A 15,075-nucleotide genomic window follows, 5' to 3' on the forward strand; every position below is an offset into this window, starting at 1 on the left:
TTTAATTGTTTAGATAATTTTATGATGAAAAAATAAAATCAGTCCCAAGACTGATGAGATAAAAAGGAGGGGACGTTATAATAGCCTCACTTCTCTAAAGTGGAGTCAATATCTCAGCGCAGTGGTTGATTGGAAGATTTGTTTGTGTTTTACACTCCACATCTGGCCTCTATGGCTGATGCGAACAAAGTTCGCTCCATTTCCAACCTCCAACAGTCACTACTCTGACTGTTTTGTAGCGAACTATGTTCGCTCTATCTCCGACCTCCAAAGGTTCCCCAAACCTTTGGAGCTATGCGGGGGTGGGAGTGAAACAGTCTGGGGATAGACTGTTTCAGCTCAACAACTGGAAATAAAGACTTGTTGACGAACTCTCTATGATTATTTGAGTTCTGTCCCACTCCCAATCCTAAATATTTTTCATAATCTCCTGAAAATCCTGACCATGTGGTTGGGATTTTTTGCATGCAAAAACACTCTTGGAATTTCCAAGAGTGTTTTAAGTAACGGTGTTAAACAGTTTGTAATTTTTACTTCATCGTCGGGAGTGACAAGGTCTAGCAGACCTTGTCAGCCAATCGCCAAGAAACTTGAAAGCGATTGGAACATCCTAGTGAAAACAATCCTAGCAAGCTCCTCTTGCTTATTTCATCGTCGGAAATAGTAACACATCCCGAATAGTAGTGGTATCTGTCAGAAGCATGCAGAGGCGGTCGATACCGATTCCGAGTCCACCTGTTGGTGGCATACCGTATTCGAGGGCTTCGATGTAGTCGTAGTCAACGCCTGTCGCTTCGTCGTCACCGAGTTCTTTAGCCTTGGCTTGGGCTTCGAAGCGTTCCAATTGGTCGATTGGGTCGTTCAATTCTGTAAAGGCGTTTCCGTATTCCTTGGTCATGATGAAGAGCTCGAAGCGGTCTGTGAAGCGTGGGTCTTCATCGTTTTTCTTAGCCAGTGGAGATACGGCTACTGGGTGACCATAGACAAAGGTTGGTTGGATAAGAGTTGCTTCAACGTATTCTTCAAAGAAGCTGTTGATGATTTGACCAACTTCTGTGTGGTGTTTTTCCACAGGGACCTTGTGCTCAGCTGCAAGGGCTTTTGCTTCCTCGAAGCTCATCTCTTGCCAGAAGTCCACGCCAGTTTGTTCCTTAATAGCGTCAACCATGTGGATCCGTTTGAATGGTTCGTGGATGTTGATGACAGTATCCTGATAAGTCACAGGACCGTCGCCGACAACAGCCTTGGCAGTGTGCTGGATAATACCTTCGGTCAAGTCCATGATGTCTTGGTAGTCTGCATAAGCTTGGTAAACCTCAATGGAAGTGAACTCAGGGTTGTGGGTCGCATCCATACCTTCGTTACGGAAGATACGGCCGATTTCATAAACGCGTTCCATACCGCCGACAATCAGGCGTTTGAGGTGGAGTTCTGTCGCGATACGAAGGACCATGTCAATGTTTTGGGCATTGTGGTGGGTGATGAATGGACGGGCTGCAGCACCACCAGCTTCGTTGTGAAGAACTGGTGTTTCCACTTCCAAGAAACCAAGTCCGTCAAGGTAACGGCGGATTTCTGAGATAATTTTTGAGCGGGTCACAAAGCGATCAAAGCTCTCGCGGTTGGTAATCAAGTCCAAATAACGTTTGCGGTAGCGGGTCTCGATGTCTGTCAAACCGTGGAATTTTTCTGGCAATGGGCGGAGCGCTTTAGACAAGTGAGTTAACTTGCGAGCATGGATAGACAGCTCACCAACGTTTGTCTTGAAGACATCTCCCTCGACACCGATAAAGTCACCAAGGTCTGCTTTTTTGAAGATTTCATAATTTTCTTCGCCAACATCATCCTTACGAACGTAGATTTGAATCTGGCCTTCGCGGTCTTGAATGTGCGCGAAACCTGCCTTACCTTTACCACGCTTGGTCATGATACGGCCAGCGATGATCGCTGTTTGCCCTAATTCTTCCAAGTCTTCTTTTGATTTGTCTTCGTACTGAGCCTTCAATTCAGCTGAGTTAGCAGAACGCTCAAAACGTTTTCCAAATGGGTCAATGCCCTGTTCAGCAAGAGCCGTCATTTTCTCACGACGGACAATCTGTTGGTCATTTAATTCTTCAAAATGTTCAGTTGACATAAAAATTTTATTCCTCCAAAGTCTGTTATTTCTATTTTATCATAGAAGAGAGAAAAAATCAGTATAAATTGCTAATAGGATAGGAAAAAACAGCAGAAAATTCTACTGTTTTGCTTTATAGCTGGTATCATTCCAAGCTAATTCTGTAAAGTTTTCGAAATCGCTTGTTTCTAAAATAGTAACCGATGCATTATCCAAACCACTTCGGTGACGCAGTTGGGCTGGTGGAAAACCAAGTAGGCGATGGATAGAAGCGGTTAGAAAGGCACCATGGCTGACGATGAGGACTGTTTCCATGTCTTGCCCTTTCAGCGATTGGACAAAGTCCACCATTCGTTGAGTTACCTGGCGAACGCTCTCAGCTTCAAATAAGTCATTGTTAAAAAGTGCTAGATTATGTTTGAGTGCCCAGGCTTGTTTGGGGTAGATGGCACGAAAAATTGCTATCTTGCTTCCTTCTAACGTTCCAAAATTCCATTCACGCAATTGTTGTGTGGTTAGAACGGTTTGGCAATGGTGATTGGCTTTTGCAATTTCTACGGCAGTGCTATGTGCGCGCTGCAAATCACTAGAATAAATAGCATCAAAGGGGATTTCAGCAAGGTATTTGCCTAGTTTTTCTAAATCCTGATAAGATTCAGGCAAAAGAGCTGAATCACCAGAATAACCTTGAAAACGGCCTTCCAGATTCCACTCGGTCTTTCCATGTCGGACAAAGTAGAGTTTCAAGGGTAATCCCTCCTCTCAATAATATCCGCAAAGCTTGCATTGACAAAATCAGCTAAAACCTGGCTGTCGATTTTAATCGAGCGACCAATTTCACCAGCAGAGACAATCAAGTAACTGAGTTCAAGGGCTGATTGGTCAATGTAGATTGGGAAATTATGCTTCTGACGAATACCCACGGGATTGTTGGCGCCGTGGACGTAGCCAGTTGTTTTTTCCAAGTTCTTTTGTGGAATCATGCTGACTTTTTTATTGCCTGAGATCTTGGCTAATTTTTTCTCAGACAGGTGTTCTGTGATTGGGACAATGCCGATAATTGGTCCGGTTTTATCTCCAGTTAATGCCAGTGTTTTGTAAATTTCGTGTTCTTCAATTCCTGGTGGAAGTTGACCTTCGAAGGCATTTAAAACAAGGCTATCATGATTGATCTTAGCCTTGTCCAATATTTGGTCCACCAAGGTTTTCTTTATTTTAACCTTTTTTGCCATTATTTATATTTTTCCTCAAGTTTACTCATCCAAAGCCCTAACCATGCTCCTAGTATAAATAGGACAATAGCAGCAATCCATGTAACAAAGTTAGTTCCAGCATAGGAAATAGACTCTTTATTACTTGCTTGTGGAATCAAAATTAGGAGAGTAGAAGATGAAACGATACCAATAATAAAGTGATAAACACGTGAATGGTATACTTTCAGAGCGTGGTCCATTGCTTTTGAAAATGCAACCATTGCAAGAACACCACCGATTGCGATTGGTAGGAAGGTACCGAATAGATCAAGTGATTTGAAACCATTTAGCATTGGCGTGTAGATACCCAAAATCAATAGTAAGTTTGAAGGGCTGAGTCCAGGAACAAGTACCCCTAAAGCAATCAAGGCACCTGCCAAGACAAAACTTGCAAAAGTAGCTGGAAGCGTCCCGACAAGATCGCTTAAATTGTAAAGTAGGAGGCCAGAAATAATGAATGTTCCAATCAACCAAGCTAAATCAATGCTATCTCGTTTGCTCTTTTGAGTTGATTCTTTAAGTAGGCTAGGAATAGTTCCCACGATTGCTCCCGCAAATGCCCACAAAACTGGGACTTGGAAATGTTGCAATAAAAATTCTACAGGGAAAGAGAAAAGGGCGATTCCCAAAATTCCACCAATTCCTACAGGAACAAAATAAAGAAAGTTTTCCTTGAAATCTTTTCGAATATTTGCTAAAAATCCAATTAGTCGCTCATAGATTCCGAGGATAGCAGCGAGTACCCCCCCAGAGACACCAGGTAAGATAAAGCCGAGTGCGATAATCATACCTTTAATAATTCTTGAAATCCAAGAAGCCATAATTTCCTCCAAAATGTATTATAACGTTCCTATTATAGCATAAAGCAAGTAAAAATAATTAAAAAGACTGCCTGTTAGATAAAATCCAGCAGGCAGTTTTGGTTAAAGATTGTAAAAACCTGGTCTTGCTCTATAGAGTAAAATGAGCAGAATAGAGGCAATTGCAGTGGAAGGAAGAATATAGCTGATATTGTAGGTAAAGGAATAGAGCCAGACAGGGGTACCAGTTGGGGCGTAGTCTGCGTAGAAAATAATTCCTGATAAGAAGGTAGCTACCAATCGGATGCTTCCTCCTAGAAAACTAGCCAGAGTAATGATGAGGGTAGCATTTTTTAGATTTTTTTGTTTGGATAGGGTGGGAGCCACTAAACCTGCTAAACCAATTCCGGCGTAAGAAAGTACGTAGTCAAGAAAAACTTGAAAAATGTTTAGGAAGTAGCCACCGTAGAAAAGTTGAATGGTTCCGACAATACCACCAGTAAGAACCCCCACCCCTAGTCCGTGGCGTAGAGCAAGCAGTAAGATTGGAAGCATGACTAAAGACACAGATCCACCTTGGGGCATTGTAAAGAGCGGGATTTTGTCAAAGACGAGGGCGATTGCAGAAAAGATAGCAACTTCAGCTAGAATAGACAATTTGGATTTGGACATAAAAAGACTCCTTTGTAGATAGTCAACAAAGGAGTGTTTATAGCAGAGTATAGTATCATTCTATAAAGCACACAATTCCTACGCTAGTGTTAACTAGATCAGGTTCGAGGATTTCGCAGTTGCGATCTCAGCCGAAGCACTCCTTTGTGTATATGTAATTGGTAGATTATAGCATTTTATTCGGGGGTTGTAAATAGTTTCTGATAAACTTCATTAGGATCCTTCAGGGTAGTAATAATGTTGAGGTCGAGGTGGTGTTCAAAGCCGTTTACATAACCACGTGAGGTATATTGGTGAAGATCGTAGTCCAAGTCAGTATTTGGAGCGGCATTGTAGTAGCCAGAATCATCACCGTATGTAGGAATCCAAATGGCGTCAAATTTATCCACATTGATGCTGTGGTCTTCCATGAAATAGGTTCCGACGTAAATTCCAATGTTTTTAGCACCGAGAGTTTCTAACTCTTTTCGAAAAGCCTCCACTCCAGCATTCATATCATCCATGGTATATTCTTCAACGTCTAACCAATAGAAGGTTGGCTTGTACTTATTTGCGGCCTTATAAAAGCTTTGAGCTTCCTCCTGCATGCTCTCAATGCTATTTCCTGTGACATAGGCATAGACAGCAACAGGTATATTTCTTGCCTGGAATTCTTTAATATGGGTATCAAAGGATTTATCTAACCCATTTTTATCAGTCGCTGTATTTTCGTTTTTAGTGTGTGAGCCACTTTGAATACGAACGATTGCGCCAGAAATATTTTTGCTAAGTGTATCGTAGTCAATTTCAGACGGTCTCTGCCAAGCAGAAACGTCGACGATAGGTTTCATTTCGAGCGCATTTGCAATGTAATAACTTGAACTAGAATTTGTTGTTTTAGAACTTGTACTGGTGTTTGATTGTTTGACTGCGGGTTCATTAGCCACCTCCGTCTTATTTACAGTATTTCCAGTCACCCCAGTGATGAAAATAAGAGCAAAGAAGGATAGGAAAAAAACAACAACAATCATCGGATTTAGTTTCTTTCTCATCTCATCAATTCTACCGTAAAATCATGAAAAAATCAAAAAAATACGATTCAAGAAATAGTAAAGGGGACCTCTAAAAACTCCCAAAATTGCGAATTTGGAGTTACAAAAACCTTGTTAAATCAACATTTTAAATTTTAGAAAATTAGTTTTTAGAGGTCCCCTAAAAGATTATCTGAACTTGACATAATAAAGGGAATAGGGTAGGCTAAATTGGTATGCATGACAAAAGTGAAAAAGTAAGACGTGTTAGTCAGCTCGTTGTTCTGTCCTCTTTGACGATTGTTTTAAGGGTGGTTTTTGGGCCATTTCCCAATATAAAGCCTCTCACGGCTATTTTCCTCGTTGTTCTGTCCTATTTCAGTTTGCTGGAGAGCTGGATATTGATGATACTAGTGATGGTAGGGAGTGGCTTGCTATTTGGATTTGGCACAGTTGTTTTGTGGCAAGTTCTTAGTTTTGCTTTTATCCAATTTATATGGTGGTTGGCAATCGGTCCTTTTATCAAAAAAGAGAACATTCCCTTGTGGCTACAGAGTCTTCTGGCGGGGATTCTTGTCTTTTTGTATGGTCTAACGATAAGTTTTTTATCTGCTACACAGTTTGGGACTTCCCCTATCGTCTTTTGGCTTAATGGTCTAGTCTTTGATGGTTTACACGCTGCTTCAACAGTTTTGTTTTATCCAATTATTGATTATATTTTTAGGAGATTTTATAAATGAAAAAAATTAGTATTATGTTGATGGTTGTCTTCTCGCTCTTCTTGGCTGCTTGTACAAACACTACTGAGAAACAGAGTGACTCGGCTATCGAAGTCACTTTACAGATTACAACCAAGGACAAAGAGAATCGTCAGGAAGTGACTGCGGAAGAAGGTGATAGTGTCATGGATGTACTTAAAGAACATCATGACATTGTAGAAGACAATGGTTTGATAACAGAAATTGATGGTGTTAGCCAAGATGCGAGTACCAATACATACTGGATGTATAAAGTTAATGGCAAAATGGCTGATAAAGGGGCGAAAGACCTTACAGTTGCGAATGGGGATGAAATTGAATTTTATCTTGAAACATTTGAATAGATATGAAAGGCTTCGGCCTTTTTCTTGTCGACAAAAGTTAGTTCCGAATGTTTGCAGAGCAACTTAGAAAGTGATAAGTATTTTTATACAAAGTATGCTATAATAAGAGCTATACTCGAAGAAGGTTGGATAAGCAATGAAGATTGACAAACGCCAGTTGTTGAATTATTCCATACTGATTCCCTATCTCATCTTATCGGTGATTGGGTTGGTCATGGTCTATTCGACAACCAGTGCTACGCAAATTATTAATGGTAGAAATCCATTTAGAACAGTGATTAACCAGGCAGGATTCTGGATTGTCAGCTTGGTAGCAATCTATACGATTTATCGTATGAAATTAAGTTTTTTACGCAAGAAAGCCGTTATCTATTCGGTTATTTTGGTAGAAGTATTTCTGTTAGCTATTTCTCGGTTGTTTACTCCGATTAACGGGGCTCATGGCTGGATTCCTCTGCCAATCGCAGGAACCTTGCAGCCGGCAGAATATTTGAAATTAATTATCATTTGGTATCTGGCACATGAGTTTGCAAAACAACAGGCGGATATTCGGACTTATGACTATGTATCGTTGATTAAAGGAAGTTGGATTCCGAAAGAGTTTACAGATTGGCGGGTGGTCAGTCTGTTCCTCCTTGGTCTAGTTGCGACACTGCCAGACTTGGGAAATGCGACGATTATTGTGCTGATTATGGTCGTGATGATTAGTGTGAGTGGGATTGCCTATCGCTGGTTTTCAACAGCGATTTTGGGAATTGTGGCCGCCTCAACAGTTATTCTAGGGACTATTCGTATTTTGGGTGTAGAAACGGTGGAAAAAATTCCGCTCTTTGGTTATATTGCTCGTCGTTTTGCTGCCTATTTTGATCCATTTGGTAATGCCACCAACTCAGGTCTTCAATTGACTCATTCTTACTATGCGATGAGTAACGGTGGATGGCTTGGACGTGGCTTGGGAAATTCGATTGAGAAAAAGGGGTATCTACCAGAGGCCCACACCGACTTTGCGTTTTCGATTGTCATTGAAGAACTCGGTTTTGTCGGAGCTAGTTTAATTCTAGCCTTATTGTTCTTTTTGATTATTCGAATTATTATTGTAGGCGTCCGTGCTCGTAGTCCATTTAATGCGATGATGGCACTTGGAATGGCAGGTATGCTTCTAATTCAAACATTTGTCAATATCGGAGGAATTTCAGGAATTATTCCTGCGACGGGGGTAACTTTCCCCTTCTTGTCACAGGGTGGATCGAGTCTTTTGATTATTTCCATCGGGATAGGGTTTGTTTTGAATATTGATGCTAGTGAAAAACGTCGATTAATTGAAGAAGAAATAGAGCGTACGCTAATTTAGAGATAGGAAAGAGGTAGGAGATGGCTATTCAAAAATTAGAAAACTATAACAACAAGGAAGCAATCCGTGAAGAGGTAACGATTCTAACATCTATTTTGGAAGAAGTAGCAGCCCAAATGATGCCTGCAGAGACCTTTGCTAAAATTGTAGAATTATCTCAATTGTCTCGTCAGGATGATTATCAGGCATTGATTGCTATTATCAGTCAGTTGAATAATGATGAACTAGCAGTTATTTCTAGATACTTTGCTGTTTTGCCACTTTTGATTAATATATCAGAAGATGTTGATTTGGCCTATGAAATCAACCATCAAAACAATATTGATCAAGATTATCTTGGTAAGATTTCAACAACAATTGATATGGTTTCCAAACAAGAAAATGCAGCTGAAATCCTTGAAAAGTTGAATGTTGTTCCAGTCTTGACAGCCCATCCTACTCAGGTTCAACGCCAGTCTATGCTGGATTTAACCAAGCATATTCATGAGTTGCTTCGTCGTTATCGTGATGTAAAATTGGGCTTGCTCAATAAAAACAAATGGGAAGATGAGCTCCGTTGTTACATTGAAATTATCATGCAGACGGATATGATTCGTGAGAAGAAGTTGAAGGTAACCAACGAAATCACAAACGTTATGGAGTATTACAATTCTTCCTTTATTAAGGCTGTCACTAAGTTGCAGCGGGAATACAAACGTTTGGCCGCTGAGAAAGGAATCGTCTTAAATAATCCTCGTCCAATTACAATGGGTATGTGGATTGGGGGAGACCGTGATGGAAATCCATTTGTTACTGCAGAGACCTTGAAGCTGTCAGCCTTGACTCAGTGTGAAGTCATTATGAATTATTACGATGAGCAACTCTATAAACTCTATCGGAATTTTTCGCTCTCGACTTCCATTGTAAAGGTATCTACAGCGGTTAAGATGCTGGCGGATTTATCTGAAGATAGTTCTGTCTACCGTGAAAATGAGCCTTATCGTCGTGCTTTTCACTATATTCAGATGAAACTTGTAAATACAAGAGATTATCTAGTTCACAATAAGCCGTCAGATGTCCGCTATAGTAATGTAGCCGAGTTTAAAGCTGATTTATTAGCCATCAAACAATCTTTGGTCGAAAATAAATCTATGGCGCTATTGAAAGGTGATTTTACAGAATTGCTTGAAGCGGTTGAAGCGTTTGGTTTCTACCTAGCTAGTATCGATATGCGCCAAGACTCTTCTATTCATGAAGCAAGTGTTGCGGAACTATTGGCTTCTGCCCGTATCGTAGAAGACTACTCCAGTTTATCTGAGGAAGCTAAATGCCATGTTCTTTTGAAACAGTTGGAAACTGATCCACGCATTCTTTCTGCAACGCACATACCAAAGTCAGAACAATTAGAAAAAGAATTGGCTATCTTTGCTGTTGCGCGTGAATTGAAAGATAAGCTAGGTGAGGAAATCATCAAGCAACATATTATTTCACACTCGGAGAGTGTTTCTGATTTGCTGGAATTAGCTGTCCTATTAAAAGAAGTTGGTCTAGTAGATGTCGATAAGGCTCGTGTTCAGATTGTTCCACTTTTTGAGACAATCGAGGACTTAGATAATGCACCTGATACCATGCGCCAATATCTGCAATTAGATTTGGCGAAACGTTGGATTGCAGGCAATAAATACTACCAAGAAATCATGCTTGGCTACTCGGATTCCAATAAGGATGGAGGCTATCTCTCATCTGGTTGGACACTCTACAAGGCTCAGAATGAATTGACACAAATCGGTCAAGACTACGGAGTAAACATCACCTTCTTCCACGGTCGTGGAGGTACTGTTGGTCGTGGTGGTGGTCCGTCCTACGATGCGATTACATCTCAGCCATTTGGTTCCATCAAGGACCGGCTTCGTTTGACAGAACAAGGCGAAGTGATAGGCAATAAATACGGTAACAAAGATGCAGCCTACTATAATTTAGAAATGCTGGTATCTGCAACGCTTGACCGTATGGTTACACAAATGATTACCGATCCAAATGAAATCGATGGCTATCGCGAAACCATGGATGAAATTGTATCAGATAGCTATCGTATTTATAGAGATCTTGTGTTCAATAATCCACATTTTTATGATTATTTCTTTGCCGCTAGTCCAATTCGTGAAGTATCAAGTCTGAACATTGGCTCACGTCCTGCGGCTCGAAAAACCATCACAGAAATCGGTGGTTTGCGTGCGATTCCATGGGTATTCTCTTGGTCACAAAACCGTGTCATGTTGCCAGGTTGGTATGGAGTTGGTTCAAGTTTCAAACGCTTTATTGATAAGCACCCTGATAATTTGTCTAAGTTACAAAAAATGTACGAATCCTGGCCATTCTTCCGTTCACTTCTATCAAACGTGGATATGGTATTGTCTAAATCCAATATGAATATCGCATTTGAATATGCTAAAATGTGTGAAAGCGAAGAGGTACGAAATATCTTCCATGTCATTTTAGATGAATGGCAGTTGACCAAAGAAATTATTTTGTCAATCGAGCAAAATGATGAGCTTTTAGCAGAACTACCGTTCCTAAAAGCCAGTCTTGATTATCGCATGCCTTATTTCAATGTGCTCAACTATATTCAGATTGAATTAATTAACCGCCTTCGTCGTGGAGAACTCAGCAAGGAACAAGAAAACCTCATCCACATCACCATCAACGGTGTGGCGACAGGTTTGCGCAACTCAGGTTAATAGGCATAAAACAACTCAATAAAAATCAAAAATAGAATACTAAGGTCAATTACTGTGTGTAAAATTTCAATATCTAAGCTCAGATTGGAAATCATAGTTTTTGACTAGCCGTACTCTGTTCAAAAACTTAAAAAATGAAATACCCCATATTCAAATGGATTGGTAGATTGCTATTTTTGATTTTAAATGAGTATTAATTTAGAAAAGATTGCCTAGGCAGTCTTTTTCTTTTCAAAAAAAATCAGAAATGGCAGAAGGGAGGGAATTAGAAAGCAAATCAATTATTTATACTCAATGAAAATCAAAAGTAGCCTAGGAAACGAAGCCGAAGATAGAACTGGAGTTCATCAAGGCTCTTGACAACGGGTAATTTTGATTTTTGAAGAGTATTACCTAATCTTTTTATGAGTTTTTATAGAACTGTCTTGACAAGAGCCTTTAAATGATTTAGCATAGTTTATATATGTTTTGAATGGGAGGTTGGAGATGAAAAAAGTTAGTTTTTGGTTGGGAATCAACATCGCCTTGCTCGGCGTAATGGTAAGTTTGGCTTTATGGTTATTTGCAGGACTTCAAGAAAGACAGGTTAGTCAGTTTATCGAGGAAAAACAACAAACCATCCTCGCTAAAGGCAAGGGCAAAATTCAAGAGGGAAATATTGATACGACCCATGTTGTGGCTGCCTTACCTACAGATGATGCAGGTCATGTCTTAGGACCTGTAGAAAGTCGAATGATTTCCTATATTCAAAGACGCTTTGGTCATAAAAAACCAGCAGGAAAAATTCAAAAACTGGTCTTTGTTTCATCAATAGAGGGAAAAACAAATTTTAAAAATGTAACAGCTCGTGAAATTCAAGCGGAGCACTATAAAGTAGACAACTTGCAAATTAAAAAGCAGGATAAACTCCCGTCTGAGCGTGTGTTGTTGACGCAGGACAATGAATTGTTTACCCTGGAAGATTTATTACCTAATTTATCCTCTGCAGCAAGTATTATTGTTGATCATCTAAGAGAAGCCTTACTTGCTCAAGGAATGAAAGAGACTGATGTAGAAGCGATTGTCAAAAAATTTGAAACACTAGACTTAAATGCTATTTCCTTTAGTTATGGAGACAGCCAATTAACCTTACAATTACCAGATGGTTACGGCATCAACCAGTTGGTTCTACCAATTTCAGATTTGTACCAAGTAGTGAAGAGTGAGTATCTAGTAGATGCTGATAAGGTTGGCTATGATGAGTATATGGCTGCACAAGTTGTGGATAAGAAACATTTGAGACAGGTCGCTCTAACCTTTGATGATGGACCAAATCCGAACACAACACCGGTAGTTTTAGATTTACTGAGAAAATATAATGCCAAAGCAACTTTCTTTGTTGTTGGTAAGGCTGTAGCTGGGAATGAAGCTATTCTCCGTAGAATGGTAGCAGAAGGGCACGTCATCGCCAACCATACGTGGAATCATCCCAATCTAGTCACTATTTCTGGGGAGCAAGTACAGAGAGAAATTCAAGATACACAGGCAGCTATTACTGAAGCTACAGGTATTGTACCAACAATGGTTCGCCCTCCTTATGGTTCGGTTAACCAGGCTGTTGTCAATCAGATGGGACTTCCATCGATTTATTGGTCGGTCGATTCTAAAGATTGGAAGAGTCGCAATCCTCAAGCCATTTTGAAAGAAATAAAAGAACAGACTTGTCCAGGAAGTATTATCCTAATGCATGATATTCATCAGTCAACAGTTGATAGCCTCGAGTCTGTATTGCAATATTTAACAGGTGAGGGCTACAATATGGTTACTGTAACAGACTTACTCGCAAGTCCTCTCAATCCTCAATTAATCTATTATTCACAAGAATTATCTGGTCCAGCCCATTAAGAATGATAAAAGGCTTAGAATCAAGTTAGTAGAAACACTGGTTCTAAGCCTTTTGTATATTGTTCATTATATTTTGTAGAGCTCTTGATTCTTGAGAATGACTTCTTGGACGGAGGCATACTTTTTCAATTGTTTTAGTTCGCTAGGACTAGAGACTAGGGTGATGACAAGACCTTCCTTGCCCATGCGTCCAGTACGTCCAGAACGATGAGTATAGGCTTCCTGGTCAAAAGGAACTTCAAAGTTGAGGACACATTCTAAGTTATCAATATCAATACCGCGTGCGACCATATCTGTAGCAAGTAGAAGATTGAGTTCGTGATTCTTGAAACGTTCGATGATGACCTTGCGGAATTTTACGTTGACATCAGAAGCCAATGAAACTGCATTCACACCATTATAGAGTAGTTTATCTTCGCTTGCACCAAGGTCTGATAGGCTATTGAAGAAAGCCAGAGCACGAAAATCAGGGATATTGGCAAACTTACGTAGAGTTTCCAAACGGTCACGCTTATCTACCATCATATAGCAATGTTGGATATTATCCAATTTCTGCTCAGATAAATCAATGCTTTCAATGTCCTCAGCAATTTTTTGACGGTCAAATTTAGCTGTTGCACTCATGTAGATTAACTGGTGGTCACGAGGTACATAATTGATAATCTTTTCAACAAACTGATATTGAGAATCGGAGAATAGCTGATCAAACTCATCTAGGACGATGGTGTTAATATTCATCATCTTGATTTTTTTCAATTTAATCAACTCAAAAATACGACCAGGTGTTCCAATCAGGATTTCTGGTCCTTTTTTTAGTCGCTCAATCTGGCGTTTTTGACTGGAACCAGACAAGAATAGTTGAGCAGTCAACCCAATTGTCTCCGACCAAGTCTTACAAACATCAAATATTTGACCGGCCAGCTCTGTATTTGGTGCGAGGATGAGCAATTGTTGGGCTTTTTTAGGAGTTAGGGCTAATAGGCTAGGCCAAAGGTAAGCAAGGGTTTTTCCTGTGCCTGTTGGGCTGATAGCTAGAAGGGACTTGCCGTTTGCAATAGGCTCAAAGGCCTGGACTTGGATAGGAGTAAAGTCCTCAAAGCCAAGTAGGGTAAGCTGGTCCGTCCAGCTGGAGGGAAATTTAGATTTCATTGTTATCCGCCTTAAAGATGATTCCTGCGTATTGACGCATGGTGTAAAGAGTTTGATGGACGCTTTCTGCCACAGCCAACCACTGGTCCACAAGCTCGCGGTTTTGTTGCTTGATTGCCTGTGCAATTTTTAGCGCTTCTTCGAGCATAGGGTGCTGGGCCGCTTGGATTGGTAAAACAATTTGCTCTCCGTCATGTTTTGTGAAAATAGCAGAGCTGATATGCTGGCATGCGTTGAGTGTTAGTGTTCCATCATTTGTATAGATTTCGCTCGCTAGATTGCTCGTAATATTTTTTCCTGCCTGAATGTGGACGATATAGTTGTCATAAATGAGTTGTCCCGAACCATTTAAGTCAATACTAGAAGGTAGCTGTTGTGCTACATAGCGGGCCGTGATGGGAGTTCCCAAAATACCGATAGCGGCGTAGAGCGTATAGACACCTAGATCCATGAGAGCACCACCGGAAAAATCAGTTGAAAAGATATTTGGCATTTGCCCACCTAACAATTCAGGCATCTTAGAAGAATACTTGGCATACCCAAATGAACCACCTAAAATCGTTTTATCCATCAAAAATTCACGGATAATGGTTTGAGCCTGTTCGTGATAGTTTCGAGCAGCCTCAAATAGGAAAACATTATTTTCTTGGGCAACGCGACGCAATTGTCCTAATTCCTGAGGTGTAGAAACCATGGGTTTCTCAACAATAGCATGTTTACCAGCAGCTAGAACAGCTTTTGCCTGTTCAAAGTGCAAGGCATTTGGACTGGCAATATAGACAACATCAATGGGAGCAGAAAGAAATTTTACCCATTCTGTGTATAAATCGACTCCTTCATACTGCTCTGAAAAGGCAGCAGCAGTTTCTAGTTTACGGGAGAAAACAGCCTGTAGCTGATAATGTCCACTTAAATGGGCCGCCTCTATAAAACGATGAGAGATGTCTGAGGTGCCAACAATACCAAAATTAAGCATAAATTCTCATTTCTTTTGTGTTATCCTTTTCATTATACCATGTTT

13 protein-coding genes and 1 riboswitch are annotated in these 15,075 nt (G+C 40.3%); of the genes, 5 read left to right on the forward strand and 8 right to left on the reverse strand.

Translation table 11 applies throughout. The features are described 5' to 3' along the window. Positions 1 to 643: 643 nt before the first annotated feature. The 6 genes from lysS to F9856_RS08050 form a co-directional block, all read right to left on the reverse strand. On the reverse strand, positions 644 to 2,134 hold the full coding sequence (lysS, locus tag F9856_RS08025; RefSeq protein ID WP_024408184.1) for a lysine--tRNA ligase: 1,491 nt from the start codon (positions 2,132 to 2,134) through the stop codon (positions 644 to 646). A 102-nt stretch (positions 2,135 to 2,236) separates the two neighbouring features. Next, complete coding sequence (locus F9856_RS08030) at positions 2,237 to 2,863, reverse strand: histidine phosphatase family protein (RefSeq protein WP_202106292.1); 627 nt, start codon at positions 2,861 to 2,863, stop codon at positions 2,237 to 2,239. Next, positions 2,860 to 3,348, reverse strand: coding sequence for an aminoacyl-tRNA deacylase (locus tag F9856_RS08035; RefSeq protein ID WP_202106293.1), 489 nt, complete (start codon positions 3,346 to 3,348; stop codon positions 2,860 to 2,862). The genes F9856_RS08030 and F9856_RS08035 overlap by 4 nt, the downstream gene beginning before the upstream one ends. Beyond that, on the reverse strand, positions 3,348 to 4,190 hold the full coding sequence (locus F9856_RS08040; RefSeq protein ID WP_202106294.1) for a DUF368 domain-containing protein: 843 nt from the start codon (positions 4,188 to 4,190) through the stop codon (positions 3,348 to 3,350). The genes F9856_RS08035 and F9856_RS08040 overlap by 1 nt, the downstream gene beginning before the upstream one ends. Positions 4,191 to 4,292: 102 nt before the next feature. Further along, positions 4,293 to 4,841 carry an energy-coupled thiamine transporter ThiT gene (gene thiT / locus F9856_RS08045; RefSeq protein ID WP_202106295.1) on the reverse strand — a complete coding sequence of 183 codons (549 nt, stop codon included), beginning with the start codon at positions 4,839 to 4,841 and terminating at the stop codon, positions 4,293 to 4,295. 58 nt (positions 4,842 to 4,899) lie between these two features. Then, positions 4,900 to 4,995: riboswitch (TPP riboswitch) on the reverse strand. A gap of 22 nt (positions 4,996 to 5,017) precedes the next feature. Next, positions 5,018 to 5,872 carry a glycoside hydrolase family 25 protein gene (locus tag F9856_RS08050; protein ID WP_202106296.1) on the reverse strand — a complete coding sequence of 285 codons (855 nt, stop codon included), beginning with the start codon at positions 5,870 to 5,872 and terminating at the stop codon, positions 5,018 to 5,020. 215 nt (positions 5,873 to 6,087) lie between these two features. Between F9856_RS08050 and F9856_RS08055 the strand changes: the two genes are divergently transcribed. From F9856_RS08055 to F9856_RS08075, 5 genes are all read left to right on the forward strand, one after another. After that, on the forward strand, positions 6,088 to 6,591 hold the full coding sequence (locus F9856_RS08055; RefSeq protein WP_029176403.1) for a hypothetical protein: 504 nt from the start codon (positions 6,088 to 6,090) through the stop codon (positions 6,589 to 6,591). Further along, positions 6,588 to 6,953, forward strand: coding sequence for a DUF4430 domain-containing protein (locus F9856_RS08060; RefSeq protein WP_099778296.1), 366 nt, complete (start codon positions 6,588 to 6,590; stop codon positions 6,951 to 6,953). Before F9856_RS08055 ends, F9856_RS08060 begins: the two co-directional genes overlap by 4 nt. 136 nt (positions 6,954 to 7,089) lie before the next feature. After that, positions 7,090 to 8,304, forward strand: coding sequence for a cell division peptidoglycan polymerase FtsW (ftsW, locus tag F9856_RS08065; protein WP_202106297.1), 1,215 nt, complete (start codon positions 7,090 to 7,092; stop codon positions 8,302 to 8,304). A gap of 20 nt (positions 8,305 to 8,324) precedes the next feature. Continuing rightward, the gene (ppc, locus tag F9856_RS08070) at positions 8,325 to 11,021 is read left to right on the forward strand and encodes a phosphoenolpyruvate carboxylase (protein ID WP_202106298.1); all 2,697 of its coding nucleotides are present in this window, start codon (positions 8,325 to 8,327) and stop codon (positions 11,019 to 11,021) included. A gap of 486 nt (positions 11,022 to 11,507) precedes the next feature. Further along, positions 11,508 to 12,905, forward strand: coding sequence for a polysaccharide deacetylase family protein (locus F9856_RS08075; RefSeq protein ID WP_202106299.1), 1,398 nt, complete (start codon positions 11,508 to 11,510; stop codon positions 12,903 to 12,905). 66 nt (positions 12,906 to 12,971) lie between these two features. Here the strand turns inward: F9856_RS08075 and F9856_RS08080 are convergent, their stop codons facing one another. Together F9856_RS08080 and F9856_RS08085 are read right to left on the reverse strand one after the other, a co-directional pair. Next, complete coding sequence (locus F9856_RS08080) at positions 12,972 to 14,054, reverse strand: DEAD/DEAH box helicase (RefSeq protein WP_002940205.1); 1,083 nt, start codon at positions 14,052 to 14,054, stop codon at positions 12,972 to 12,974. Then, on the reverse strand, positions 14,044 to 15,030 hold the full coding sequence (locus tag F9856_RS08085) for a Gfo/Idh/MocA family protein (protein ID WP_202106300.1): 987 nt from the start codon (positions 15,028 to 15,030) through the stop codon (positions 14,044 to 14,046). The genes F9856_RS08080 and F9856_RS08085 overlap by 11 nt, the downstream gene beginning before the upstream one ends. Positions 15,031 to 15,075 lie beyond the last annotated feature (45 nt).

Source organism: Streptococcus suis (assembly GCF_016743335.1).
Classification (GTDB): Bacteria; Bacillota; Bacilli; order Lactobacillales; family Streptococcaceae; genus Streptococcus; species Streptococcus suis_Y.